Raw genomic sequence first — 22644 nt, forward strand, 5'->3', positions numbered from 1 at the left:
ATGCCCCTCTAACGTGCGAGGGGTTTAGGGGATTTAAAAAGGGGGATAAGGGGACGGCTTCGTAATTTAAGTCCCCTTGTCCCCCTTTTGAATAAAAGAGTTTTTAAATTTAAGGTCTGTATTTTTAAAAATAGAAATTTATTATTTTTCAAATTTTAAAACTTTCATTCACTCGCAAGAATTGACTACTAAAATTTGGCTTCGCTTATCGCTTAGCTCAAATTTTAGAGCCGAAATTACTCGTTCATGAAATTTTAAAATTTGCTAGAAATTCCTTAAAAATAAACCGCATGCAGTGCGAAGCACTGAAGCATGCACCTCTAACGTTGTCGGAGTTAGGGGATCGTTAAGGGGGAAGAGAGCGACTTCGTAATTCAAGCCTCTTCCCCCTTAACAAAGAAGCAAAACTTTAAATTTTTAAAAAACTATTTTGCAAATTTTAAAATCTTATTCGCTTGCCTTAGCAGACTACTAAATTTAGGCTGCACTACGTTTAGCACTAAATTTAGAGCCGTGATATGCTCGCTCATGAAATTTTAAAATTTGCCTGATTTTCTATTACACAAAACGCATGCAGTGCGAAGCACTGAGGCATGCCCCTCTAACGTGCGAGGGGTTTGGAGGATTTAAAAAGGGGGATAAGGGGACGGTCTCGTAACTCGAGTCCCATTGTCTCCCTTTTAAATAAAAGAGTTTTTAAATTTAAGGTCTGTATTTTTAAAAATAGAAATTTATTATTTTTCAAATTTTAAAATTCCATTCACTCGCAAGAATTGACTACTGATTTTAGGTTTCGCAAAGCTCTCCACTAAAATCAGAGCCGAAATTACTCGTTCATGAAATTTTAAAATTTGACTATCAATATTTAAAATTTAAACCAAAAAAATTTATCCCAAATTTGCTAAGGGCTAAATTTTTACATGCCTCTTTTTATCTCTTGCTCTAGTCTTTGAAGCTCAGCGATCCTGTCGCTAGTGCTAGGATGCGTTCTAAAAAGCACACCAAGCTTGCTAGTTAGCGAGCCAAATGGATTTACGATAAACATATGGGCGCTTTGCTCGCTTGCGTTTTGCATGACGTAAGAATTTGAGTAGTTTTCAAGCTTTCTTAGCGCGCTAGCTAGCCACTCTGGGTGCCCTGTTAGATAGGCTGCGCCCTTGTCGGCCTTGTACTCGCGCTCCCTTGAGATTGCCATTTGGATGACCGTAGCAGCTAGAGGCATGACAACGGCGATGATTAGCATAATCACTGGGTTGGCGTTTCGCTGCGAGTTTTGATTTTGACCGGCGAGGGTGCCTATCTTGGCGAAATTTGCGACCATCGCGATGGCTCCAGCTAGTATGGCAGCGACTGAGCCAGTTAGGATGTCATAGTGCCTTACGTGGCTTAGCTCGTGAGCTAGCACGCCCTCGATCTCGTTTTCATTTAAAATTTTTAAAAGCCCCTCTGTCACTGCAACGGCTGCATGGCTTGGGTTGCGGCCTGTGGCAAAGGCGTTTGGTACCTCTTCAGGGATGATGTAAATTTTTGGCATCGGCAAATTCGCCTTTTGTGTGAGGCGAGAGACGATCTCGTAAAGGCCGTGAGCGTTGCTCTCATCGACTGGGATGGCGTTATATCTTTTTAGCACGAGCTTGTCGCTGAAAAAGTAAGAAAATAGGTTCATGCCAGCTGCCATCAAAAAGGCAATTATCATGCCTTGCTCGCCGCCCACGTAACCGCCAATAGCGATAAAAACTAGCATTAAAGCAACCATTAAAAAAGCGGTTTTGAAAATTTCCATTTTTGTCCTTATTCTTTTATAGCATTTGGCAGGATAGCTGCGTCGATCTCAAATTTCGCAAGCTCACAAAGGCTTGTTTCACTCTCTACCAAAACGGCGATAAGCGCGTCAAATAGGTAGTTTTGCGCAACTTTTGCCAGATCTTTTGCTAGCGTAATATCGGCAATAATAAATTTTGCTCCAGCGGCGTTTGCGATGATAGCTTCGTTGATGTCATTTGCGATGATGCTAAAGTTTGCTCCAGCTTCTAACGCTCTTTTTATCAAATTTCTATCAAATTTAAAGAGATTTTGCCTACCACTTGAAATTTCATCTTCGCTTTTGCAAAGAAATAGCGGTTCAAATTTGATCAGTTCATCACCCAAAATTTTCATCTCTCACCCTTTATGCACTCTTTACAGATGTATTTTCCGTCTCTTAGCACCATTTGGTCGATGTCGCTAAAGACACCGCATTTGCTGCACTCCTCGAAGTTGCTGGTGCTTATCTTGTCGCTTTTTTTTCTATTTTTAAAAAATATGATGTAAATCGCAACCAAAATCGCTACAAAAATCAAGTATTTCAACGTATCTCCCCTTGGTTTTTGAGATTAAAATATATGTAGTTTCTATTTTTTTCATTGTAAATTTGCGCGTCTATGTCTGAAATTTCATCCATGACGCTTGAGCCCTTATAGATGAGAAATTTAGTATTTTCATCATAAAATCCCTCACAAATTTTTATAAGCTCTTTTGTCTTACTAAGCGCCCTTGAGGTGATGAGATCAACTGTAAATTTATCTGCAAGCTCGATCTTTTGGCTATGAACTTCTAAATTTTGCAAGCCAAGCTCGATCTTAGCGTAGCTTAGAAATGATGACTTTTTGGCTATCGGCTCAAAAAGGTGCCACTTAGTGCGCGGCATCGCAAGGGCTAAAAATATCGCTGGAAAGCCAGCTCCACTGCCAACATCGATCGCCGTTTTGGCGCTTAGGTCAAAAATCTCAAGTGGCTTTATGCTATCAAGCACCTGCTCGCTTATATCTTTATAGTTGCTTAAGCTATGAACCTTGTTAAATTTAGCAAAAATTTGAGCGTAAGCCTTTACTTTTTCGTCAAATTCTGCTGGCAAGCAAAGCTCATTTTTCATCACAAGATGTGCCCCATTTGCTCTTTTTTGACCTTTAAGTAGCCTTCGTTAAATTTATTTGGTTTGATGACGATAGGCACGCGTTTTACGATCTTTACTGAGCTTAGTCCGTGAAGTTTTAAAGGGTTATTTGTGAGTAAATTTACCTCTTTTATGCCGTAGTGATTTAGGATAAAATCAACCACTTCGTATGTCCTCTCATCGGCCTTAAAACCTAGCTGGTGATTAGCCTCAATGGTGTCAAAGCCCTTGTCTTGGAGGCTATAAGCGTTTATCTTGTTTAAAAGCCCGATATTTCTGCCCTCTTGACGCAGGTAGATGACCATGCCGCCATTTTCTTCGATATATTTTAGGCTCGCTTCAAGCTGGTCGCGACAGTCGCACTTTAGGCTCCCGATCGCATCGCCAGTTAGGCATTCGGAGTGAATTCTAAGATTTACTACTTCGCTTAGAGGCTCTTTGTAGATCACAAGGTGCTCTTTTGCCCCTTCTTTGAAGGCTTGAACCTTATAAGTGCCAAATCTTGAGGGTAGATTTGCGGCGTTTGAAATTTCTATTTTCATTTTAAATTTACTCCAACTGTGCTAAACTAGCTAAAAATCACGCATTTTAACAAAGAAAAGGCAAAAATATGTTTAAACGTTTTAGAAGATTAAGAATAAATCCAGCTTTAAGAGAGATGGTAAGAGAGACTAGCCTTAGCGTAAATGACTTCATCTATCCGCTCTTTGTTGTCGAGGGCAAAGGCGTTAAAAACGAGATCGCTTCGATGCCAGGCGTCTATCAAATGAGTATCGATGAAATTTTAAAAGAGTGCGAAGAGATAGTAAATTTAGGCATAAAATCGATCATTTTATTTGGCATACCAAGCCTAAAAGATAGCGTTGGCAGCGACGCACTAAGTAGCGACGGCATCATCGCAACTGCGCTTAGAGCTATAAAAGATAAATTTCCAAATTTAGTAGTCGTCACCGATCTTTGCTTTTGCGAATACACAGACCACGGCCACTGCGGCATAATCGACCACGTGCATAACACGATCGACAACGATGCAACGCTTGAAATTTCAGCTAAACAAGCTTTGATACACGCTCAAAATGGCGCCGACATGATCGCACCAAGCGGCATGATGGATGGCATCATCGCAACGCTAAGAGAGACGCTTGATAGCAATGGCTTTGAGAATTTGCCAGTGATGGCGTACTCAACCAAATTTGCCTCAGCATACTACGGACCATTTCGCGACGTGGCACAAAGCGCACCAAGCTTTGGCGATAGAAAGAGCTATCAAATGGACAGCGCAAACCGCTTGGAGGCTATAAATGAGAGCTTGCAAGACGAGGCGCAAGGCGCTGATATCTTGATGGTAAAGCCAGCGCTTGCTTATCTTGACATTGTTAGAGAGCTAAGAAATTTGACACTTCTGCCGCTTTGCGTCTATAACGTAAGCGGCGAGTACGCACTGCTAAAAGCTGGCGCAAAAGCTGGCATCATCGACTACGAGCGCGTTATGATGGAGACATTAATCGGCTTTAAAAGAGCAGGGGCAAATTTGATCATCACCTATCACGCAAAAGAAGCGGCTAAAATTTTAAGGGGCTAAGATGAGGCACTTTTTGACGCTAAATGACTTTAGCAAAGATGAAATCGAGCAGATGATAAATTTAGCCCGCAAGATCAAAAAAGAGGCGAAGGCTAGAGAATTTAAGCCATATCTGAAAGATCAAAAGCTTGCGATGATATTTGAAAAAAGTTCAACCAGAACGAGGGTGAGCTTTGATGTGGGTATGCATGAGCTTGGCGGATATGCGCTATTTTTAAGTAAAAATGATATACAAATAGGACGTGGCGAGCCTATACGTGACACCGCTAGAGTGATAAGCAGGATGTGTGATATGGCTATGCTAAGGGTCGATAAGCACGAGACACTAGAAGAATTTGCTAAATTTTCAAGCGTGCCAGTGATAAATGGGCTAAGTGATAAATTTCATCCAGTGCAGCTCATGGCAGACTATCTAACCATGCTTGAATTTAGCGCAGGTGAGAAGGTCGCATACGTAGGAGATGGCAACAACATGACGCACTCGTGGCTCATGCTAGCAAGCAAACTAGGACTTGAGCTAAGAGTAGCCACGCCAAAGGGCTACGAGGTGGATGCTGAAATTTTAAAAATAGCTAATGAAAACGCAAAAATTTCAGGTGCGAAAATTTTTATCACAAATGATATAAAAGAAGCGGTAAATGGTGCCGATGTAGTGACTACGGACACTTGGGTATCGATGGGTCAAGAGGCCGAGAAAGAAAAGAGGCTAAAAGACTTTGCTGGATACTGCGTGGATGAAAATTTGATGAGCCTAGCTAAAAAAGATGCGATATTTTTGCACTGCTTGCCAGCTTACAGAGGCTACGAGGTGAGTGAGGCGGTCTTTGAGAGACACGCGGATGAAATTTTTAGCGAGGCGGAAAATAGACTTCATGCACAAAAGGGCGTGATGGTCTGGTTAGACGAGAGAAGAAGATGAGTGAAGAGAAAAATATATATGATGAGATAGATGAGATCGGTAATAACCTTGGGCTAAGCGAGCCTGAAAAAACGGTCTTTGAGATAGTTTCAACGAAAAATCCAAACGAGCACATTTTAAATTTAAAAAGTGGCTCTTGGGACTCGAAAGAGCCGTGGTTTGGCATTGATGAAAATCAAAATTTACACACGGTCATTTCTGTACAATCGCTCTCAGCTTTGATAGAGGCCTTAAAAGAGTCGCAAAAAGAGAATTTTGACCTAAGGCTTGAAAAGACGATCTGGCAAAATATACCGGTTGATTTTAGTGATGTTTGGGTGGTTGCGATGGATGAGATCAAAAAAATCGCTCACGATAAAAAGAGCAGGCAGTTTAACATCGACCTTGATAAGCTGGTAAAAAATATCAAAAAAGAGCATCCAAATTTATTTGTAGATATAAAAGAGATGATCCAAATGGCAAGGAGCAGGGCAGATGATTGATTTTAGTGCGTATGTGAAGTATTCAAGGCCAGGGCCAAGATATACGAGCTATCCGACAGCACCGGAGTTTAGCGATAAATTTAGCTATGAGGCTTATATAAAAGAGCTTGAAAACCGCGATAAAAAAAGGCCGCTTTCGCTTTATTTGCACTTGCCATTTTGCAGGAGCGCTTGCTATTTTTGTGGCTGTAACGTCATCTACACGAGCAAAGAGGACCGCAAAGAGAGATATATAAGATATATAGAAAAAGAGCTTGAAATTTTAGCTCGCCACCTAGACACAAGCATTGAAGTCTTGCAGATGCACTTTGGTGGCGGTACACCGACATTTTATAATGCCGCTCAGCTTGATGAGATCATCAAACTTATCAAGGCTAAATTTAAAAATTTCTCAAAAGAGGCCGAGATAAGCTGCGAGATAGACCCGAGATTTTTGACAAACGAGCAGCTTGATGTGCTTATATCTCATGGCTTTAACCGCATAAGCTACGGCGTGCAAGACTTCGATGAGAAGGTGCAAAAAGAAATTCATAGAATTCAGCCCTATGAGATTACTCAAAATGCCGTAAAAATGGCTAGGCAAAAGGGCATAAAGTCAATAAATATGGATCTAATTTACGGTCTGCCGTATCAAAGCTTAGAGAGCTTTAAAAAGACGCTTGAGCTTGCTCTTACGCTTGATCCTGATAGGCTTGCAGTGTTTAACTACGCTCACGTGCCGTGGATAAAAAAGTCGATGCGTAAATTTGATGAGACAACCCTGCCAAATCCAGAAGTGAAGCTTGAAATTTTAAAATTTACAGCTGAGTTTTTAACCAAAAATGGCTATAAAATGATAGGAATGGATCACTTTGCAAAGCCAAATGATGAGCTTTTTGGCGCTTTGGCAAACGGCACTTTGCATAGAAATTTTCAAGGCTATACGACAAAGGGTGGCGCTGATCTTATCGGCATAGGTATCACAAGTATCGGTGAGTGTAAAAGACACTACGCGCAAAATCATAAAGACATGGACGAGTATGAAAAAGCGATCGATAGTGGAAAGTTGCCATATGCAAAGGGAATTTATCTAAGCGATGAAGACTTGCTTAGAAAAAGTGTGATCATGAGTTTGATGAGTAATTTTGGGCTTAATATCAAGGCAGTCGAGGATGAATTTCATATAAATTTCTTTGAACATTTCAAAAATGAGCTTGAAGAGCTAAAGAATTTAAGTGAATTTGTCGATGTTACGACAGATAAGATCAGCGTAAATGAGACAGGAACGCTGATAATACGAAATATTGCAATGTGTTTTGATGAGTATCTTAAGAAAATTCCTGAAAATTTAAGGCGATTTTCTAAGACGATATAAAAATTATTTTTTTGTCATAAGGTATTTAAAATACGTTTAATATTTCTTGGTGTATAATTCGCACTAAAAGTCGAGCCAAAGCTTGACAATAAAAAGGTAAAAGGATCTAGTTATGAAAAAGATGTTAGCAATTAGTGCTTTGGCCGCAGCAACGTTGCTGTCTGCTCAAGATGTCCCTTATAGGATCTTTCTAGCTTCATTCGCTCAAGATGATAGCGCTGCTAGAATCGATAGTGCTGTTAGCAAAGTAAACAGCAAAATATCAGATAGCAGACTAACTACTGGCGTTTATGAAGTTGGTGGAAGAAAGTTTTTATATGTTGATACAACTCCAGTTTCTGAAAATGAAGCTAATGAGTTGTTAGCTAAAGTTCAAAATGAGTCAGGTTATAAAGATGCTCTAATGAGAGCTAAGTCACCTGTAACAAATGCTCAGTCAGCTAAAAAATCTAATATAGAGCAAACTATATCGGCAGAGCCTAAAGCAGCAGCTACAGCACAAGCTGATGATAGTGTATTGACTTTGGATCAAGTTGTAAAAACTATTTTAAATGAAAACCCAAGCTTAAAAGCTACAGAATTTAACTACTTACAAGTTGGTAAAGATCTAAAAATAGCTAAAAATGCCTACTATCCAACACTTGATGCAGCTGCTAGAGTAGGATATGAGAGAAAACGTCTTGATGATGGTCTTACAACAAGAAGAGGCGATGGCAGAGTATCTGGCGCATCTTTAACTTTAGTTGAAAACCTTTATAATGGTGGTGCTGATAAAAACAGAATCAACTCTCAAAGTGCAAGACTTGACTCAGCTGCTTACACAGTAGCTCAAGCTGCAGATAGACTAACACTAAGCGCAGCAAATGCTTACCTACAAGTTCTTCAAACAAAGAGAATTCTTGACATTGAAGAAGAAAACGTAAAAAGCCATGAAGAAATTTATAGCCAAATCAAAGATAGAGCAAGATCAGGTTACGGCGTAGCTTCTGAAGAGAGACAAGCTGGATCACGCTATACTTTGGCTCAATCAAACTATATAGCTGCAAAAAATAACTATGAAGATGCACTTTCTACATTTGAAAAACTATATGGAAGAAAAGTTGCAGCTAAAAACCTAGTAATGCCTGAATTTAACCTGCCATTACCAAGCACTAAAGAGGCCGTTTATGACAAAGCTGTTCTTTGTAACCCAACACTTCTAGTTCAAAGATCAAACATCGCTATGGCAGAGTCTGTTGTAAAAGAGAAAAATGCACCATTCTTACCAAAACTAGATCTTGTTGTGTCAGGTGCTTATGATCACTCAAATGTTTTATATGATGATTATGAAGAGCAAACATTTGACGCTCTTTTAAGACTAAACTATAACCTTTATAACAAAGGTAACGATAAGCTAGATAAAGAGAAGAGCCAACTTGCTGTTCAACAAGAGCAACAAACTATGGACAACCTTGTAAGAGAGCTTAAAGAGTCTTTAGAATTCTCATGGCAAAACTATGTTCTTAACCAAGAGAAAATGGGATATCTAAATCAACACGTTGAATATGCAAAAGCTACTCTTGATGCATACCAAGATGAGTTTAGAATCGGTCGCCGCGACCTTATCAACCTACTTGATGCAGAAAACGAGTACAACACTGCTTTAAAAGAGATCGCTACAACTGAGACTGCACTATCTTATGCAAAATATAGATTGTTAGATAATATGGGTATGGTTTCAGATAGTTTTGAGCCAGGCTTTGCTAAGAGATATATTCAAGGCGCTTGCAGTATTCAAAACGACTTAAGATAAAAATTTAAAAAGTGATGACCATGAGGGTCAAAGCAAAATTCTGGACGCTTACTTTAAGCGTCCTTTTTTCGTTATTAGCATTAAATGCTGTCGGGGATTTTATAAAACAAACAACGATAGCAAAGGTGGCTAAAATTTATGGAGAAGATGCAAGAAGAAGGGCATCGGCATTAAATTCTTTAATGACTTCATTGCAAGATGCAACCGAACAAGAGAAATTAATAAAAGTAAATGATTTTTTTAACTCTTTTAGGTGGGTTGATGATATGCAACTTTGGCATAAAAAAGATTACTGGGCTACCAGAATGGAATTTGTAGGAAAAGGCGCTGGTGACTGCGAAGACTACGTTATCGCAAAGTATTTCACTCTAAAGCAACTCGGAATTCCAACTCAAAAATTATACTTCACATACGTTAAAGCCTTAAGATACAACCAAGCACATATGGTTTTGGCATATTATGATACACCAAAGTCTATTCCGTTAATTTTAGACAACATAAATGGTAAAATAAAAATCGCAACTCAAAGAACAGACCTTGTGCCAGTTTATAGTTTCAACGGTGATTCGCTATACTTGGCAAAACAAGAAGGTCTTGGTCAGGCAATACCAGGTGGAAATAAAAAACAAAATCCTAAGTGGATGGAACTAATAGATAGGATAGGAAAAGAGGATTTATGACGCTATTTAAACAGATTATGATCGCTGTGATAGCTTTTGGCATCGTGATTTTTATGGCTGTTGGCTACTTAAATTTTAAGAGCCTAAATGGATACATCAACGACCAGCTCGGTGAAAATGCAAGGCACACAGCAAACTCACTTGGACTTGCTTTAAAGCCGATTGTTGATCCTGAGGATATGTCTTTGGCACAAACGATGATAAATTCTATGTTTGATAGCGGTAGATACAAGCTCATTAAACTTGAAGACGTCGATGGTAAGGTGCTTATAGAAAATTCTCAACAAACTATCGTTAAAGATATCCCTGAGTGGTTTTATAAGATCGCTAAATTTGAAGCACCAGTTGCAACAAGCGAGATCATGACTGGCTGGGCTAAATTTGGCACTTTATATGTTCAAGGCAGCACAGCACTTGCTTACAACGAGCTTTACTCAAACTCAAAAAATATTTTTAACTTTCTAGCTTTAATGATCATCATCGCTCTTGTCGTGGCGTTTTTCGCTCTTAAGGCGATATTTAGACCACTTGTTAAGGTGCAAGATCAAGCTGAAGCGATACTTGATAATAAATTTATCATCCAAAAGAGAATTCCATTCACAACCGACCTTAAAAAGATGGTGCTCGCCATGAACTCGATGGTTAGCAAGGTTCAAGACATATTTGAAAGAGAGGCCGCAACACTTAGCAAGTATCAAGAGCTTTTATATAAAGACTCTATGAGCGGCACTTACAATAGAAGGTTTTTTCAAACTAAATTTAGTGAGTATTTAGCAAGTGAAGAGTATTCAAGCGGTGTTGCATCACTTGTTAGCTTTAAAGATCTAGCAGGGCTAAAAGGCGTTCTTGGCTTTGAAAAATGGCAAAGTGTCATCATAAAAATAGCTCAAATTTTACAAGAAAAATCAACCGAAAATGACCAAAATGCGATCGTTGCAAGGCTAAATGACAACGATTTTATCTTGCTTTCTTACGGTAAAAACTCGTCAAATTTCTCAGCTTTAGACGATAAGATCATGGCAGAGTTTAAAAAACTCTATGCAAATTTCTCTATAAATGATAGCGAATGCCCAGTCAATGCTGCTATTGTCGAGTACTCGCCAAGCACTGATATGAGGACACTACTTACATCAGCTGACGTCACTTTGGCTAGTGCAAGACTGGCTGGCTGCTTTACTTGCAAAGAATTTAATGCAAATCAAAACACCCTAGTCATCGGCAAAGAGAAATACAAAGAGCTTATCTTTGACTCTATAAAAGAGGATAAATTTAAATTTGCAGCTCAAAAAGTAGTTGGTTTTGACTCAAGCTTTGAGCAGTATGAACTTTATCTAAGGCTAGTTGATAGCGAGGGCAAATGGCGTATGGCATCATACTTTATGCCAATGGTAAATGAGCTAAATTTAGGTGCGATGCTCGATCTTCATATCCTAAATAGAATCGCTAGAATTTTGCCTGAAAATATCTTGCCTCAAGGAAGCTTGGCGATAAATTTGGGTAAAGAAATACTAAGTTCGGATGAAAATTTCTCAAAACTTGAAGCTACGCTTAAGAAAATCGCTCAAATTTCAAAATCTAAAAACTATATAGAAATTCCAAACAAAGACGATATTAGTATCGAAAGTATAGTTAGACTTACTAAAAAATTAAAAGAACTCGGCTTTGGTTTTGGATTTGACCACTTTGAACTCAGCGCAAAAGGCATTGAGAAACTAAAAGAATTTAATCCAGACTACGTAAAGATCCAGTCAAGCGTCTTAATCGACTTTTTAAGTGATAAATCAGGAGCAAATACAAAACAATCACTAGATGTTGTTTTAAGCTCAAAAGATATCATTTTGATTGCGATCGGTGTTGAGAGTGAAGAGCAAAAGAGTAAGCTAATTGAGCTTGGCATTAAAAATATGCAAGGAATTTACATAGATGAAATCAAAAATATTGGATGATAGATGCATAGCGATAAAATAAAAGACGAACTGCTTCAATGTTTGGTGATCTTTACCAAACTTCATAATAACCCATATAGTGCCGATGCTTTGACTATCGGTCTGCCTGTAAAAGATGGCGAAGAGATCGAGCTTTTTTCACTAAAGAGCTCGAAGTCTTTATTTTCTCGTGCAGCTTCACGTGCTGGCTTTGCATCAACGCTTGTCAGAAAAGACCTTGATCAAATTTCGCCTTTAGTTTTGCCTTGTATCTTGATGCTTAGAGGTAAAAAAGCGTGCATCTTGCAATCTTTCAGCGAAGACAAAAAGATGGCAAATATCATCACGCCTGATCTTTCAACTGGCACTAGCACGATAGAAACAAGCAAGCTAAAAGATGAGTATCTAGGCTATGCTTACTACCTAAAACGTGAATTTGTCCCAGAAGATACAAGCTCGACAAAGCTTATCGACGCTGGCAATGATCACTGGTTTTGGGGCACTTTAAAGCGCTCTAAGAAAATTTATTTAGATGTGGTTGTTGCAAGCTTTATCATAAACTTATTTGTCCTTGCAAGCCCGCTCTTTACGATGAACGTCTATGACCGCGTTGTACCAAATAACGCAGTTGAGACACTTTGGGTTCTAGCACTTGGCGTGAGCGTCGTTTATGGCATCGATCTATTTTTAAAATTTGTTCGTTCGTATTTTCTTGAGATCGCAGGCAAGAAGAGCGATATCATTATGAGCTCGATCTTGTTTGAGCGCGTAATGGATATGAAATTTAGCAATAAGCCAAAGTCAGTTGGTTCATTTGCTAGTAACTTGAAAGAATTTGACACAGTTAGAAATTTCTTCTCATCTGCGTCGCTTGCTGCCATTGTGGATCTGCCGTTTGCGTTAATATTCTTGATAGTTACTTATTTTATCGGAAGCTATCTTGTGCTTGTGCCTATCGTCATCATGATAGCTATTTTGTGCTATACATTTTTTATAAAAGACCCGCTTCAAAACGCGATTAAAAGCACATTTGAGGCTTCGGCTATGAAAAATGGAATTTTGATAGAGAGCCTTAGTAGCTTGGAGACCATTAAAACTCTTGGTGCTAGCGGACACGTGCAGTGGAACTGGGAAGAGGCGACTGGCGAGATAGCAAACAGAAGCATCAAATCAAAAATAATCACTACTTCAATCACAACCGTGACTTCATTTTTGGTGCAGTTAAACACTATCGCTATCATCGTTCTTGGCGTTTATATGATACAAGATACGCACCTTACAATGGGTGGTTTGATCGCTGCTGTTATGCTTAGCTCTCGTGCGATCGCTCCTATGGGTCAAGTAGCCTCACTAGCTGCAAATTTTGAGCAGACAAAGACAGCTTATCAAAGCCTTAGCAAGATCATGCAGATGCCAGTTGAAAGACCTGAGGGCAAGAAATTTGTTAGAAGAAATTCTTTTGAGGGCAAGATAGAGTTTAAAAACGTTAGCTTTACATATCCAGATACTACAAAAGGCTCACTTGATAGGATAAATTTTGTCATTCAGCCGGGCGAAAAAGTAGGCATCATAGGTAGAAATGGCTCTGGTAAGACAACCTTACAAAAGATAATCCTAGGCCTTTACGCACCGACCGAAGGCTCGGTACTAATTGATGGTATAGATATCAACCAGATAGACCCAGCTGACCTTAGAAGAAATATCGGCTACGTGCCACAAGATGTTGTGCTATTTAAAGGAACGGTTAGGGAAAATATCGTTCAAAAAGCTCCTTATGTCGATGATATGCAGATCATTAAGGCGGCTAAGGTAAGTGGCGTAGATGAATATGTCAATGCTCACCCACTTGGATTTGATATGCCAGTATTTGAAAGAGGCGATGGCATCAGTGGCGGTCAGCGTCAAAGTATAGCTGTGGCTAGGGCATTTTTGCTTGATAGTCCTATCATCTTGCTTGACGAGCCTACAAATTCACTAGACAACACAGTTGAGAGCAAGCTAAAAGCAAATTTAAAGGTAAATACCGTAAATAAAACTATGATTTTAGTAACTCACAGAACATCGATGCTCGATCTTGTTGATAGGCTCATAGTGATGGATAACGGCAAAATTTTACTAGATGGTCCAAGAGACGAAGTTTTAGCTAGACTTAGTGGGAAGTGATTATGCAAGAAGATATAAAAAATCAACAAAATGAAAATTTAAAACCAGACGAAAAGCCAGTCCAAAAAAGCGACATAAAAGACCAAGAGAGCGCTGGAGATCAAATTTTAAATAGCGTAGATGGCATCAAGTCAAACATCCAAGCAAAAAACTACGATGCTTATGACTTGAAATTTATGTCAAGCCTCTCAGAAGCAGTTTTGGCAAAAGCTCCATCAACCTCTAAAAAGATACTTTACGCAGTTAGCATAACTGTATTTTGGCTTCTTATCTGGGCTTCGTGGGCGCAGATAGATGAGATAACAAGAGGTAGCGGCAAGATCATCCCATCAGGCAAAAACCAAGCGATACAAAACCTTGAAGGTGGTATCGTGGATCAAATTTTTGTAAAAGAGGGCGATGAGGTTAAAAAAGATCAAATTTTAATCAGACTTGATAATAAAAACTTTACAAGTAGCTACGGCGAGTCAAAGCTAAGACTTGATGAGCTTCAGGCTAAATTTATGAGGCTTGATGCTGAAGCAAATGATAAAGAATTTGACTATAACGAAACAAGAGATGCGAACAATAGCAAGGCTATAAAATACGAGATAAGCTTGCATAACTCAAACATCGATCACTTAAATGAGCAAATAGGAATTCTAACAGAGCAGATCCATCAGCGCCAAAGCGAGCTAAATGAGCTTAGAAATAAAATTTCTCAAACTCAAAATAGCTACAACCTTGTTTTAAAAGAAAAAGCGATCATGGAGCCTATCTTTAAAAAGGGTCTTGTTAGTGAGGTCGAGTATATCCAGCTTCAAAGACGTGTAAATGATCTAAAGGGCGAGCTTGACGCATCTGTGCTTGCTGTACCAAGGGTCGAATCAACCATAAAAGAGGCAAAAAATAAGATAGAAGAGGCAAAGCTGGCATTTAAAAACAATGCAAAAAAAGAGCTAAACGAAGTCTCTGCTGAGATCGCAAGGATAAACGAGTCGCAAATCAGCCTAAGCGACAGGGTTGAAAGAACTTATGTAAGATCTCCGGTAAATGGTATCGTTAGTAAGATGATGGTGCATACAGTCTCAGGCGTTATCAAGCCTGGTGAAAACATAGCTGAGATCGTCCCACTAGAAGATAAACTCATCGCTGAGGTAAAGGTTAAGCCAGCTGACGTTGCGTTCTTAAGACCTGGACTTGATACGATGGTTAAATTTACGGCGTATGATTTTAGTATTTATGGTGGCTTAAAAGGCAAAGTAACGCAGATCAGTGCCGATACCGAGACAAATGAAAAAACAGGCGAGAGCTACTATCTAGTCAGGATAGAAACTGAGAAAAACTATCTTGGTAGCGAAGAGAAGCCACTTAGGATAAAGGTCGGTATGATAGTTTCAGCTGATATCATCACTGGTAAAAAGACGATACTTGACTATCTGTTAAAACCTATCTTAAAAGCAAAACAAAACGCTTTAACGGAGCGATAATGCAAAAGTCAGCTAGCTTTGAGCGAAATTTTAACGAATATCAAATTTCAAGAGCAAAGCTGGCTGAGGAATTTGTCATTTTAAATGATGGCAAAATATGCGATCTAATCGGAAAAGAGGTCGTTAAATTTCTCTTTAAAGACTGCGAAAAAAGCTTTGATGAGATGATAAATTTAAAAAAAGAAGAGCACATCAGCTTGGCTGGACTAAAGATAGAAGATGAGCTAGTAAGTAGCATCAAGATATCAATTGGTGGCTACGATGAAAACAGTGACAGCTTGGACTTTGATCTAAATTTACTATCTCTTAGCGTGCCATATAGATACGCTATATCAAATGGTTGTTTTGAGATGAGTATCTTTTTAAAAGAAGACAAAGAAGCGGTTGAGAAATTCTTATCCACTTTTAGTTATAAATTTGAGGCAAATAGTGGCAAGGAGCGCTACTTGATCGTTTTCGTAAATGAGTCAAAAATTTACGAGCAAACCTATATGTGATATAAGGAAATATGGTTATGAATGTGGTTTTTTTTACTCAAAATGGTTCGCTTAATAATCTTTGGCGAGGGTATTTTTCAGATGATAGTGTGAAATTTACTCACAATAAAAAGGATTTTTTTGCAAATTTAAACGACGAGGTCGATATCGTCGGTATCGATACAAATGCCTTTAAAGATAGTCTTGATGAAAATATTAAAACCATTCATGAAAGTTTTCCAAATATAAAATGTCTAATCCTTGCAAACGAACCAAAATTTAGTGAAGGCAAACATCTGCTAGCTCTTGGTGTCAAAGGATATGCAAACTCACACATGAGAAAAACGCACTTTGAAGATGCCTTTGAGACGATTTTAAATGGCAAAGTTTGGCTTTATCCAGAATTTATCCAAGCGATGATCGGAGAACTAACTGGCTCATATATAAATAATGAAAGTGAGACTTTGGAGAAAAAGTCTGATCTAAGCGAGCTTAGCTCACGCGAAAAAGAGATCGCAAACTTAATCTACCAAGGTCTAACAAACAATGAAATTTCAGAGCAAACAGGCATTACTTTAAGGACGGTAAAGGCGCACACTACGTCAATTTACAGCAAGCTAAATGTGAAAGATAGAATAGGTCTTGTGCTTTTGATGAAGCAGCTGCATGCGTAAAATTTTGCTTCTTTTCTTTTTTGTCTCTTCTCTTTTTGCAAATAATTTTGAAATTTCTCCAAAAAATATATCTCAATGTAAAAATCAAATTTGCAAAAATATACTAAATCACTATGCAAATTTTATGAAAAAAATAGAACACGAAAGCTTTATCAGAAAGCTAGAGCTCATAAATTCATATCTAAATTCTTTGATGCCAAGATATGATGATTTTTACAATACAAATGTCGATGTATGGAGCACTAGGGGTGAGTTTTTAAGGCGAGGTGGCGGAGACTGCGAGGAGTACGCGATATCAAAGCGTGATAGCCTAAAAGATCTTGGCGTGAATAATCAAAAATGCCTTCTAGTTGTTCAGGAAAAAAATACAAAAAAATATCATATGGTGCTAGCTGTTTGGGAAAATTTAAACAAAGAGCCTTTGATACTGGATAATCTAAGCTTTAGAGTTTTGCCGCTTTCGAAGCGCTATGACTTGGTGCCAGAGTATTGCTTGATGGATGGGAAATATTTTAAGATAAAAAAAGATGGCATAAATTTAGAGCCAGTGAATATAAGAATGCAAACTTACGAAAATTTGATAAAAAAGGAAAAAGAAGAGAAATTTTGGAAGAATTAATCTTCCAAGTCAATGTCTATTTTTTCAACATTTGTTGTAATATCTTTAGTATTTTTTTCAATGTTGTGTTTATTTTTCTCGATTAATGATCTGTTTTGACCTATAAGGTCTCTATTTTCTTTGATACCATCACTATTTTGCTCGATCATTTTGCTTAGTGTCGCTATCTTTTTTTCATAGCGGATCATTAAGAAGTAGATCACGTAAATTAGCAGTAAAATTACCGCCCAAGGTAAAAATTGCATATTAAATCCTTTGTAATTTTTCGTAATTATAGAAATTTTAGCTTTTAAAAAAAATAAAACTATGAAAATATGAAATTTTGTATATGTAAAATTTATCTTTGATTTTTGGTAAAAGTGGCTCAGATTAGTGGGCTATTTTTGAAATTTTTTATAAATTCTATAGATTTTTGATTGCAAAAAATTATATAAAATATTTTTCAAAATCTCCTTGACTTTTATTTTATTTTGGGCTATAATTGCCACTTCACAAAACAGGTGCTGGTGTAGCTCAGTTGGTAGAGCTACTGCCTTGTAAGCAGTGGGTCGGCGGTTCAAGTCCGTTCACCAGCTCCATTTTGTAACAGTGTTTGACCAGAAAATACCAAAATAACTTATTAATGTTTAAGGTGAGATACTCAAGCGGCCAACGAGGGCAGACTGTAAATCTGCTGACTATGTCTTCCGTGGTTCGAATCCACGTCTCACCACCATTGTTATGCGGGAGTAGCTCAGTTGGCTAGAGCATCAGCCTTCCAAGCTGAGGGTCGCGGGTTCGAGCCCCGTTTCCCGCTCCAAAATTTGGGAAAGTAAACTGGGAGCTGTATCTAGATTTTACTAAACACAGTTATTCCATCTTTATTTTCATGAATTTTTAGTTGTTTGTATGTTGATTAAAATCATCTCAGCCAAGCGTTTTTCGCTCATATGGCTCAGAGGTAGAGCACTTCCTTGGTAAGGAAGAGGTCGCGGGTTCAAGTCCCGCTATGAGCTCCACTGGTTTATATGATTTTAAATTACTATACGAATTTGAATTAGATAAAGACACATATCATAACGGAGGAAAAGATGGCTAAAGAAAAATTTTCACGCAACAAGCCACACGTAAACATAGGCACTATCGGTCACGTTGACCATGGTAAAACTACTTTAACAGCTGCAATATCTGCTGTTCTTTCACGCAAAGGTCTTGCTGAGCTAAAAGATTATGATAATATTGATAATGCTCCAGAAGAGAAAGAGCGTGGTATTACAATTGCTACTTCACACATTGAGTATGAGACAGAAAAACGTCACTATGCTCACGTTGACTGCCCGGGCCACGCCGACTATGTAAAAAACATGATTACAGGTGCTGCTCAAATGGACGGCGCTATTCTAGTTGTTTCTGCAGCAGACGGCCCAATGCCACAAACAAGAGAGCACATCTTGCTATCTCGCCAAGTTGGTGTTCCTTATATCGTTGTTTTCATGAACAAAGCAGATATGGTTGATGACGCTGAGTTACTTGAACTAGTCGAGATGGAAATTCGCGAACTACTTAACGAGTACAACTTCCCAGGTGATGATACTCCAATAGTTTCTGGTTCAGCACTTAAAGCTCTTGAAGAGGCAAAAGCTGGACAAGATGGCGAATGGTCAGCAAAAATTATGGAACTAATGGATGCGGTTGATAGCTATATCCCAACTCCAGTTCGTGCTACAGACAAAGATCTTCTTATGCCAATCGAAGACGTTTTCTCAATTTCAGGTCGTGGTACAGTTGTAACAGGTAGAATTGAGAAAGGTGTTGTTAAAGTTGGTGACACAATAGAAATCGTTGGTATCAAACCTACACAAACAACAACAGTTACTGGTGTTGAGATGTTTAGAAAAGAGATGGATCAAGGTGAAGCTGGCGATAACGTTGGTGTTCTTCTTCGTGGTACTAAAAAAGAAGACGTTGAACGTGGTATGGTTCTTTGCAAACCTAAATCAATTACTCCTCACACAAAATTTGAGGGTGAGGTTTATATTCTAACTAAAGAAGAGGGCGGTCGCCACACTCCTTTCTTTAACAACTATAGACCACAATTCTACGTAAGAACAACTGACGTTACTGGTTCTATTACATTACCAGAGGGAACAGAGATGGTTATGCCAGGTGATAACGTAAGAATTTCTGTTGAGCTTATCGCTCCAGTTGCACTTGAAGAAGGTACTCGTTTTGCTATCCGCGAAGGTGGTAGAACTGTTGGTTCAGGTGTTGTTTCAAAAATACTTGGTTAATTTATAAAATTATGCCAAAGGGGAAACCCTTTGGCTTTCTATAAGGAATATATATGAGAATTAAAATCGGTTTAAAATGCTCTGAGTGTGGTGATATCAATTACACTACTACAAAAAACAGCAAAACCACTACAGATAAGGTTGAGCTCAAAAAATATTGCCCAAGATTAAAAAAACATACTGTTCATAAAGAAGTTAAGTTAAAAAGCTAATTAAGAATAAGTAGCTATTAGGGCAATAGCTCCAACGGTAGAGCGCTGGATTCCAAATCCAATGGTTGGGGGTTCGAATCCCTCTTGCCCTGCCACAATTAAGGTTAAGATTATGGAAAAATTTATAAATTATATAAAGCTATCTAAATTGGAAATAATGAAAGTTATCTTTCCTACTAAAGAACAAATTAGAAATGCTTTTATTGCAGTTTTTATCGTGGTCGCTGTTGTTTCACTTTTTTTAGCTCTTGTTGATGTTATTATGTCCTTTGTTCTTTCTAAAGTTATATAGGATAAGGAAAAATAATGTCACATAAATGGTATGCTATACAAACTTACGCTGGTAGCGAAATGGCAGTAAAAAGAGGAATTGAAAATTTAGTTAGAGATCACGGTATCGAAGATCAACTAAAAGAAGTTATCGTTCCTACAGAAGACGTAATAGAGATAAAAAACGGTAAGCAAAAAATTAATGAAAGAACTCTTTATCCTGGATATGCTTTTGCATGTTTAGATCTTGATACAGCTCTTTGGCATAAGATTCAGTCTTTACCAAAGGTTGGACGTTTTATCGGTGAGGCTAAAAAGCCTACACCATTGACTGAAAAAGATATAAATACTATCTTGGAAAAAGTTCAAAAAAGAGCGGCACCAAAACCTAAAATATTTTTTGAGGATGGTGAAAGCGTTCGCATAACAGAAGGTCCTTTTGCTAACTTTACAGGTATCGTTGAAGAATACGATATGATACATGGTAAGCTTAGACTCAATGTTTCTATTTTTGGTAGAAGTACCCCTGTTGATATTTTGTATTCACAAGTTGAGAAGATAATTTAAGGAGCAAGAAATGGCTAAAAAAGTTATAGGTGAAATAAAATTACAAATTGCCGCAACAAAAGCAAATCCTAGCCCGCCAGTTGGTCCAGCATTAGGACAAAAAGGCGTTAATATTATGGAATTTTGTAAAGCCTTTAATGAAAAAACAAAAGATATGGTTGGATTTAATATCCCAGTTGTTATAACAGTTTATGCTGATAAAAGTTTTACATTTATCACAAAGCAACCACCTGCTACAGACCTTATTAAAAAGGCTGCGGGTATAACAAAGGGAACAGATAATCCTTTAAAAAATAAGGTAGGTAAATTAACAAAAGCTCAAGTTTTAGAAATTGTTGAGAAAAAACTTGTTGATTTAAATACAAATGATAAAGAGCAAGCAGCTAAGATTATCGCTGGTTCAGCTCGTTCAATGGGTGTCGAAGTAGTAGACTAAAACCTTTACCGTCAGGTTGATTTTCAAAAGACGGAAGCAATTTATATGCGGAGAAATTTATGGGAAAAACTAGTAAGAGATTTCAAGAATTGCTCAAAAAAGTGGAGCAAGATAAAATTTATAACCTTAGCGAGGCTATCGATACAGTTAAAACTCTAGCTTCTGCTAAATTTAATGAGACAGTTGAGATTGCGTTAAAATTAAACGTTGATCCAAGACATGCTGATCAAATGGTTCGTGGTTCAGTTGTTTTACCAGCTGGCACAGGTAAAGTTGTAAGAGTTGCTGTTATAGCAAAAGATGCTAAAGCTGATGAGGCAAAAGCTGCTGGTGCTGATATAGTTGGTGCTGATGATCTGGTTGAGGATATTCAAAAAGGTATAATGAACTTTGATGTTCTTATAGCTACTCCAAATTTAATGGGTCTTGTAGGTAAAGTTGGTAGAATTTTAGGACCTAAAGGTTTAATGCCAAATCCAAAAACTGGAACAGTTACAATGGATGTTGCACAAGCTGTTAATAATGCAAAAAGTGGTCAGGTAAATTTCCGTGTTGATAAGCAAGGAAATATACATGCAGGTCTTGGCAAGGTCAATTTTACTAAAGAGCAATTAAATGAAAATATTTCAACATTTATTAAAGCTATTAATAAACATAAACCTGCGACTGCAAAAGGTAGATATGTAAAAAATGCTTCATTGTCTTTAACAATGAGCCCTTCTGTAACTCTTGATACTCAAGAAGTTATGGATTTAAAATAATAATTTAGAGAAATTTATATCTTAGATTGGAGATAGCCGAGGCCATTGGGCTTAATTGATTCGACCCGCTCTGCTTGAAATTACCGGTCGGAAAGGAGAAAAAGTGACACGTAACGAAAAAACTGAAGTTGTTGCAAAATTAGAGAGTGAATTTAAAACTGCTGAAGCTATTGTAGTTTGTGACTATCGTGGTCTTTCAGTTAAAAAACTTGAAGTTTTAAGAAATTCTGCAAAAGAACAAAATGTAAAAGTTCAAGTTATTAAAAATACTCTTGCAAATATTGCTCTTAAAAATTCTGATAAAGTAGGAATGGAACTCAAAGATACGAATATCTATCTTTGGAGCGAAGATCAATTAGCAGTAACTAAAGTAGCCGCAAAATTTGAAGAGTCAAATTCTGATCTTTTCAAAATTAAAACAGCTTATATTGATGGCGAAGTTGCAAGCGTTGATAAAGTTAAAGCTCTATCTAAAATGCCTAGCCGTGATGAGCTTATTGCGATGCTTTTGCAAGTTTGGAATGCGCCAATTCAAAATTTTACAATTGGTTTGAATGCGCTTAAAGAGAAAAAAGAACAATCAGCTTAATTAAATTAAAAAATAATAAGGATTAAAAATGGCAATTACAAAAGAAGACGTATTAGAGTTCATATCTAATCTTTCTGTACTTGAACTTAGCGAACTTGTAAAAGAGTTTGAAGAGAAATTTGGTGTTAGCGCAGCTCCTGTAATGGTAGCTGGTGGTGCAGTTGCTGCTGGTGGTGCAGCTGCTGCTGAAGAAAAAACAGAATTTAACATCGTTCTTGTTGATTCTGGTGATAAGAAAATCAACGTTATTAAGGTTGTTAGAGCACTTACAGGTCTTGGTCTTAAAGAGGCTAAAGACGCTGTTGAAGGAACTCCATCTGTTCTTAAAGAAGGCGTTAGCAAAGACGAAGCTGAAGCAGCTAAAAAAGAGCTTGAAGAGGCTGGTGCTAAGGTTGAACTTAAATAATTTTTTATTATTTAGGCTTAATATTTCAAGAGAGGGCAGAGGCTCTCTCTTTTTTAAATTTTAGAT

The 22644-nt window shown here is 37.9% G+C and carries 26 protein-coding genes and 5 tRNA genes; 25 read left to right on the top strand and 6 right to left on the bottom strand.

Annotated elements, in window-relative coordinates:
• Positions 1 to 916: 916 nt before the first annotated feature.
• The 5 genes from htpX to ribA are packed head-to-tail and all read right to left on the bottom strand — an operon-like array spanning position 917 to position 3474.
• Positions 917 to 1783 (bottom strand): zinc metalloprotease HtpX, encoded by an 867-nt coding sequence (gene htpX / locus CYO89_RS00260; RefSeq protein ID WP_103596744.1) that lies wholly within the window; start codon positions 1781 to 1783, stop codon positions 917 to 919.
• An 8-nt stretch (positions 1784 to 1791) separates the two neighbouring features.
• Positions 1792 to 2157 carry a hypothetical protein gene (locus CYO89_RS00265; protein WP_103596745.1) on the bottom strand — a complete coding sequence of 122 codons (366 nt, stop codon included), beginning with the start codon at positions 2155 to 2157 and terminating at the stop codon, positions 1792 to 1794.
• Complete coding sequence (locus CYO89_RS00270) at positions 2154 to 2348, bottom strand: hypothetical protein (RefSeq protein WP_103596746.1); 195 nt, start codon at positions 2346 to 2348, stop codon at positions 2154 to 2156. Before CYO89_RS00270 ends, CYO89_RS00265 begins: the two co-directional genes overlap by 4 nt.
• Positions 2345 to 2911, bottom strand: a complete 567-nt coding sequence (rsmG, locus tag CYO89_RS00275; protein WP_103596747.1) for a 16S rRNA (guanine(527)-N(7))-methyltransferase RsmG — start codon at positions 2909 to 2911, stop codon at positions 2345 to 2347. Before rsmG ends, CYO89_RS00270 begins: the two co-directional genes overlap by 4 nt.
• Complete coding sequence (gene ribA / locus CYO89_RS00280) at positions 2911 to 3474, bottom strand: GTP cyclohydrolase II (RefSeq protein ID WP_012001491.1); 564 nt, start codon at positions 3472 to 3474, stop codon at positions 2911 to 2913. Before ribA ends, rsmG begins: the two co-directional genes overlap by 1 nt.
• A gap of 68 nt (positions 3475 to 3542) precedes the next feature.
• Here ribA and hemB point away from each other — a divergent pair, with 68 nt between their 5' ends.
• From hemB to CYO89_RS00340, 12 genes are all read left to right on the top strand, one after another.
• Positions 3543 to 4514, top strand: a complete 972-nt coding sequence (gene hemB / locus CYO89_RS00285; protein WP_103596748.1) for a porphobilinogen synthase — start codon at positions 3543 to 3545, stop codon at positions 4512 to 4514.
• 1 nt (position 4515) lies between these two features.
• On the top strand, positions 4516 to 5433 hold the full coding sequence (gene argF / locus CYO89_RS00290) for an ornithine carbamoyltransferase (protein WP_103596749.1): 918 nt from the start codon (positions 4516 to 4518) through the stop codon (positions 5431 to 5433).
• Positions 5430 to 5915, top strand: coding sequence for a DUF2603 domain-containing protein (locus CYO89_RS00295; protein WP_012001494.1), 486 nt, complete (start codon positions 5430 to 5432; stop codon positions 5913 to 5915). Before argF ends, CYO89_RS00295 begins: the two co-directional genes overlap by 4 nt.
• A complete protein-coding gene (gene hemN / locus CYO89_RS00300; RefSeq protein WP_103596750.1) occupies positions 5908 to 7269 on the top strand; it encodes an oxygen-independent coproporphyrinogen III oxidase in 1362 nt (453 codons plus the stop codon). The genes CYO89_RS00295 and hemN overlap by 8 nt, the downstream gene beginning before the upstream one ends.
• Before the next feature lie 112 nt (positions 7270 to 7381).
• Positions 7382 to 9061 (top strand): TolC family outer membrane protein, encoded by a 1680-nt coding sequence (locus CYO89_RS00305; RefSeq protein WP_103596751.1) that lies wholly within the window; start codon positions 7382 to 7384, stop codon positions 9059 to 9061.
• A 20-nt stretch (positions 9062 to 9081) separates the two neighbouring features.
• Positions 9082 to 9741: a transglutaminase-like cysteine peptidase gene (locus CYO89_RS00310; RefSeq protein ID WP_012001497.1), complete on the top strand. Its 660-nt coding sequence runs from the start codon at positions 9082 to 9084 to the stop codon at positions 9739 to 9741.
• Positions 9738 to 11687, top strand: a complete 1950-nt coding sequence (locus CYO89_RS00315; RefSeq protein WP_103570821.1) for a bifunctional diguanylate cyclase/phosphodiesterase — start codon at positions 9738 to 9740, stop codon at positions 11685 to 11687. The genes CYO89_RS00310 and CYO89_RS00315 overlap by 4 nt, the downstream gene beginning before the upstream one ends.
• Before the next feature lie 3 nt (positions 11688 to 11690).
• Entirely contained in the window at positions 11691 to 13829 is a 2139-nt protein-coding gene (locus CYO89_RS00320) for a type I secretion system permease/ATPase (RefSeq protein ID WP_009294535.1), read from the top strand.
• Positions 13830 to 13831: 2 nt separating this feature from the next.
• Entirely contained in the window at positions 13832 to 15298 is a 1467-nt protein-coding gene (locus CYO89_RS00325) for an HlyD family type I secretion periplasmic adaptor subunit (protein ID WP_103596752.1), read from the top strand.
• Positions 15298 to 15795, top strand: coding sequence for a DUF5416 family protein (locus CYO89_RS00330; RefSeq protein ID WP_103596753.1), 498 nt, complete (start codon positions 15298 to 15300; stop codon positions 15793 to 15795). The genes CYO89_RS00325 and CYO89_RS00330 overlap by 1 nt, the downstream gene beginning before the upstream one ends.
• A gap of 17 nt (positions 15796 to 15812) precedes the next feature.
• On the top strand, positions 15813 to 16448 hold the full coding sequence (locus CYO89_RS00335) for a response regulator transcription factor (protein WP_002941084.1): 636 nt from the start codon (positions 15813 to 15815) through the stop codon (positions 16446 to 16448).
• A gap of 124 nt (positions 16449 to 16572) precedes the next feature.
• Positions 16573 to 17067, top strand: coding sequence for a transglutaminase-like cysteine peptidase (locus tag CYO89_RS00340; RefSeq protein ID WP_258032479.1), 495 nt, complete (start codon positions 16573 to 16575; stop codon positions 17065 to 17067).
• Here the strand turns inward: CYO89_RS00340 and CYO89_RS00345 are convergent.
• Positions 17064 to 17312 (bottom strand): hypothetical protein, encoded by a 249-nt coding sequence (locus tag CYO89_RS00345; protein ID WP_002941090.1) that lies wholly within the window; start codon positions 17310 to 17312, stop codon positions 17064 to 17066. The two genes, CYO89_RS00340 and CYO89_RS00345, sit on opposite strands and share 4 nt — an antisense overlap.
• 257 nt (positions 17313 to 17569) lie before the next feature.
• On the opposite strand from CYO89_RS00345, the gene CYO89_RS00350 reads away from it, so the two are divergent.
• The 13 genes from CYO89_RS00350 (at position 17570) to rplL (ending at position 22578) form a co-directional block, all read left to right on the top strand.
• Positions 17570 to 17645, top strand: a tRNA-Thr gene (locus CYO89_RS00350).
• Positions 17646 to 17697: 52 nt separating this feature from the next.
• Positions 17698 to 17782, top strand: a tRNA-Tyr gene (locus tag CYO89_RS00355).
• Between the two features lie 7 nt (positions 17783 to 17789).
• Positions 17790 to 17866: transfer RNA gene (locus CYO89_RS00360), tRNA-Gly, on the top strand.
• Between the two features lie 124 nt (positions 17867 to 17990).
• Positions 17991 to 18065, top strand: a tRNA-Thr gene (locus CYO89_RS00365).
• Between the two features lie 72 nt (positions 18066 to 18137).
• Positions 18138 to 19337 (top strand): elongation factor Tu, encoded by a 1200-nt coding sequence (tuf, locus tag CYO89_RS00370; protein WP_002941132.1) that lies wholly within the window; start codon positions 18138 to 18140, stop codon positions 19335 to 19337.
• A 53-nt stretch (positions 19338 to 19390) separates the two neighbouring features.
• Entirely contained in the window at positions 19391 to 19549 is a 159-nt protein-coding gene (rpmG, locus tag CYO89_RS00375; protein WP_002941157.1) for a 50S ribosomal protein L33, read from the top strand.
• 19 nt (positions 19550 to 19568) lie between these two features.
• Positions 19569 to 19644: transfer RNA gene (locus tag CYO89_RS00380), tRNA-Trp, on the top strand.
• 17 nt (positions 19645 to 19661) lie between these two features.
• Positions 19662 to 19841 carry a preprotein translocase subunit SecE gene (gene secE, locus CYO89_RS00385; protein WP_002941070.1) on the top strand — a complete coding sequence of 60 codons (180 nt, stop codon included), beginning with the start codon at positions 19662 to 19664 and terminating at the stop codon, positions 19839 to 19841.
• Between the two features lie 11 nt (positions 19842 to 19852).
• On the top strand, positions 19853 to 20386 hold the full coding sequence (gene nusG / locus CYO89_RS00390; RefSeq protein WP_180385147.1) for a transcription termination/antitermination protein NusG: 534 nt from the start codon (positions 19853 to 19855) through the stop codon (positions 20384 to 20386).
• Positions 20387 to 20396: 10 nt separating this feature from the next.
• Positions 20397 to 20822, top strand: coding sequence for a 50S ribosomal protein L11 (rplK, locus tag CYO89_RS00395; RefSeq protein WP_002941145.1), 426 nt, complete (start codon positions 20397 to 20399; stop codon positions 20820 to 20822).
• A 59-nt stretch (positions 20823 to 20881) separates the two neighbouring features.
• Positions 20882 to 21583 carry a 50S ribosomal protein L1 gene (gene rplA, locus CYO89_RS00400; RefSeq protein WP_002941167.1) on the top strand — a complete coding sequence of 234 codons (702 nt, stop codon included), beginning with the start codon at positions 20882 to 20884 and terminating at the stop codon, positions 21581 to 21583.
• A 103-nt stretch (positions 21584 to 21686) separates the two neighbouring features.
• The gene (gene rplJ, locus CYO89_RS00405; RefSeq protein WP_009294520.1) at positions 21687 to 22172 is read left to right on the top strand and encodes a 50S ribosomal protein L10; all 486 of its coding nucleotides are present in this window, start codon (positions 21687 to 21689) and stop codon (positions 22170 to 22172) included.
• A 28-nt stretch (positions 22173 to 22200) separates the two neighbouring features.
• The gene (rplL, locus tag CYO89_RS00410) at positions 22201 to 22578 is read left to right on the top strand and encodes a 50S ribosomal protein L7/L12 (protein ID WP_012001504.1); all 378 of its coding nucleotides are present in this window, start codon (positions 22201 to 22203) and stop codon (positions 22576 to 22578) included.
• The last annotated feature ends 66 nt before the right edge of the window (positions 22579 to 22644 follow it).

The sequence above is a fragment of the Campylobacter concisus genome (assembly GCF_002913765.1).
Classification (GTDB): domain Bacteria; phylum Campylobacterota; class Campylobacteria; order Campylobacterales; family Campylobacteraceae; genus Campylobacter_A; species Campylobacter_A concisus_BB.